The 3173-nt window shown below is 49.3% G+C and carries 2 protein-coding genes and 2 pseudogenes; all 4 read right to left on the bottom strand.

The window, feature by feature from the left end:
• Positions 1–129 precede the first annotated feature (129 nt).
• A pseudogene (locus AACY36_RS28075) lies at positions 130–366 on the bottom strand (hypothetical protein); the annotation flags it as partial.
• A 672-nt stretch (positions 367–1038) separates the two neighbouring features.
• Positions 1039–1440: a DUF6911 family protein gene (locus AACY36_RS28070; protein WP_339421376.1), complete on the bottom strand. Its 402-nt coding sequence runs from the start codon at positions 1438–1440 to the stop codon at positions 1039–1041.
• Complete coding sequence (locus AACY36_RS28065) at positions 1441–2754, bottom strand: VENN motif pre-toxin domain-containing protein (protein ID WP_339421374.1); 1314 nt, start codon at positions 2752–2754, stop codon at positions 1441–1443.
• A 136-nt stretch (positions 2755–2890) separates the two neighbouring features.
• Positions 2891–3173 (bottom strand): annotated as a pseudogene (locus AACY36_RS28060) (transposase); the annotation flags it as partial.

Here is a 3173-nt window from a genome sequence, read left to right as displayed (position 1 = left end):
AAATCAAATTTTTAAAGAGCACGAATCGTTATAAATAGCGGAAACCGTTATATACGTTAATGAAACATCACAAAAAAGTTAAACACTTGTATGGATTTCGCTGAAAACGTGGTCTGACCCCGATTTCGTCCGCAGCATAAAGGCTTGGGCGCGGCGGTGTTGCTCTTCGTACTCAATCACTAATTGATGCCCACGATTGAGAGCCGCATGGGTGAGATAGCCCTGATCGATGACGGCATCCTTCCAGCCTAGGATCGCCATGGCGGCCATCATATTGGTGGCGGTTTGGATGCTGTAGTTTTGGCGGCGTCGATCATTGCCTGCCGCTTTGGCAATAATGTCGAACTGACCCGCCCAGAAGAACAACTGCCAAATTCCTACTTGGTAATAGCGCAGCCAATGGGCCAATTCCAGAAGCCATTGCGGGTTATCTGGTGCGGTTGCCAATACCTTGTGGGCTCGTGTGACGGCCATCCATTCGGAGCTACTACGCGTAACGTTGTCACTATTCGGTACAGGCATTGATGGCTTCGCAAATGCATCGCCGCGCTCAACATATTCACGGATGCCATTCAACTCGTATTCATCTGAGACGTGTGGCCCCTTGGCTATGCGCCCCAGCACACTTTTGAAGGAGGTCCATTTCGGGTTTACGCCCGAGCGCTCGCACTGAATTACTTCTTGGTCCATGGTTCCACCTTAAATTCTGCTACACCTGTTTTACTGGGGGCGGGAACACCGACTTTGACTGTTACACCTTGAACCTTGGCTTTTCCTGAATCCAACGCCGCTTGCAAAGCATCGCGTAAAGCAGGATCAGAGTCGACAATTCGAGAAATAGGGGTCAGACCACCAATATACATTGGTGCACTAATCGTGGTCTGACCCCTATTTCCTTATTAAACTCATTACCCGCATCAAGCCGCTGCAACCATTCAGGTTTAGACGATGGAGCTACAACATCATCTACCTTTTCTGCAGCAGCGCCTGTAGCTTTTGCACCTAACCCTGTATTCTACTTGCACCTTTTTTTTTGCTCTACACATTTAATACTGATAAACTTACATCACCAGAGCTTAAAAACTCTTGAAAACAAGAAATAACGACCCCTATATCTCTCGTAATTGAATTCGCTTGATAGCAATCACCCAGAATATCAATCAGTTTTGTTCCGGCCGACGTATTATTAAGGGTGCGTACAACGTGCCCCCCATCATCCAGATATTGATTTAACATCAGAAGATAATTTCCAGAATCAGCATAAAGATTGATTTCGTAAGGCCCAGCTTCAGGTGCAGGGGTAATAGACAATGAAGTGACGCCATCGAATTTACTATATTCATATATAATCGATTTAACATCTTCCATAGTCGGCTGATGAACAAGAGGGATTTGCAATCTACCGTGTTCAGGACTAAGCGTATACCCTCCAATTATCATCTATTTTTTCTCCTTTATGGACTTCATACCTGACTCCCAGTAATAATTTTTCGGAAGTCCTGTTTTATCATCTATAGCTCTTACGGTTAAAGATTTCAACTCAGCCTTTTCTGCGGCAGCGGCTATGTCACCTTTGCAGAATCCGCATACATCCTTTCCTGCAACTGTCATGGACATGTCCGCTCCGGCGGTTTTACCAGAGCTATATGCTTGCTGAATCACACCAATTTCAGCGTGGGCATCTTTCATATTTCCGTTTGGATAAAGCTTGCCAGGATTCGTCGCGGCTTTATCTGCAATTCTATCCGTGATCAACGACGGTATTTTTGGGTCCGCTTCATTGAGCGGACGAGAGGTTTGATTGACATCTTGGAAGGTCTGCCCTCCTACCTTTCCCTCTGCCGCCACTTTTGGTGCAGCTCCCTTAGCCGTTCCTTCTATTACATTTCTCTCGACCAGCGCAGCGGCTTCCGAATCCGTAAGCATGCTTGTTGCATTCGCATTCCTGGACGCAGCGTCTTTTGCGCCGACAACTTTGGTCTCTCCAGTAATCAAAGTCGATGCAGGCACTTTTACACCGGAGGTTAGCCCTTTTAATCCGTACCCACCAGCCATCGCCACCGTGATTGCATGCATCGTCATGACAAAGTCATACTGCTGCTCAACTTCCGCCCGCGTCTTTTCAGAGCGGCTCGCGAGGTCCGTTATTACGATGTCGCGGAGAATGCTATCGGCGTCCAAACCCCGGAGGACGGCTTCCGCATTCGCCGCATCAACACGGTAAACATCTTTATAAAGTAAGTTGTACGCGACATTTTCCCCATATCCGTCGAGGGCTTTCTGAGCAGGGGCAATCAAGTTGCCGCACGCGGTACTGGATAAATTCCCGGCAGTGCACGCCCCACGAATCGCTTCGTCTCGACTTTTATCGATAACGTCTATGTAGGCGAGTTCGTCCTGTTCATCTTCAGTGATGGTGCCCAGCATTTGCTTGCGTGAAAGCACAAACTTACGGGTCGCTTCCGGCACGCTGAGATAGTTATTCTCAACCGCATTCTTCCCAACCTGAGCTGCTGCCACCGCATCCAGTGCGCCCTTGCCGGACAACGATCCTGAAAGGCCACCCGCCAAGGTCGCGAGGCTGGAGATCGTCTGCTTTTGCGCCTGGGTCAGGTTCTCGTTACTGACATCGCCATACAGGTTCTCTTTGATCAGACGTGCGGTTTCCTCCGCCGCAACAGCACCGGCTGCGCCAGCAAGTGCTGAGTTACCGCCAGCCTTGGCGAGCACAGCACCCAGTACCGCATGGGCCATCAGATTGGCTGTGGGGTCGCCCTTGGTCCTGTCCCTGATTGTTTCTGCCAGATACGGCGCTGCCGCTCCCGCCAACGCGCCCCCGACGCTACCGCCCAGAGAAAATAGGGGTCAGACCACAATTGACGTTTGAAAATCATCTCTTTGGGCGGCCAGCGAATCCTCTAACTGTTCGCTTACCCAAAGCTTGTGCTATCTGCGACGCAAACTTTCCCGTTCCGAATACGTAATTTCCATTTGTAGCATCTCTGATTTGGTCGATTACTTCTTGCTGAAGCTCATCCTTGAAAAGACGACGATACGCCTCAGCCCTCTGATCGACATTACTACCCAATTCTTTATAACAATCATGAGGCGTTATAAGTGCTGAAGGTTCCAGCTGTGCATTTGCTCGGTAGCTCGTCCAACGATACTCAGCG

The organism is Pseudomonas sp. EA_15y_Pfl1_P101 (assembly GCF_963970835.1).
In the GTDB taxonomy this organism is placed as follows: Bacteria; Pseudomonadota; Gammaproteobacteria; order Pseudomonadales; family Pseudomonadaceae; genus Aquipseudomonas; species Aquipseudomonas tritici.
The sequence above is the reverse complement of the archived record's forward strand: the minus strand, read 5'-3'. Positions and strand labels throughout refer to the sequence as shown.

Excerpts from the sequence above, each read along its gene's own strand:
- AACY36_RS28070 (WP_339421376.1), bottom strand. The coding sequence starts at position 1,440 with ATGATAATTGGAGGGTATACGCTTAGTCCTGAACACGGTAGATTGCAA.
- AACY36_RS28065 (WP_339421374.1), bottom strand. The coding sequence starts at position 2,754 with ATGGCCCATGCGGTACTGGGTGCTGTGCTCGCCAAGGCTGGCGGTAAC.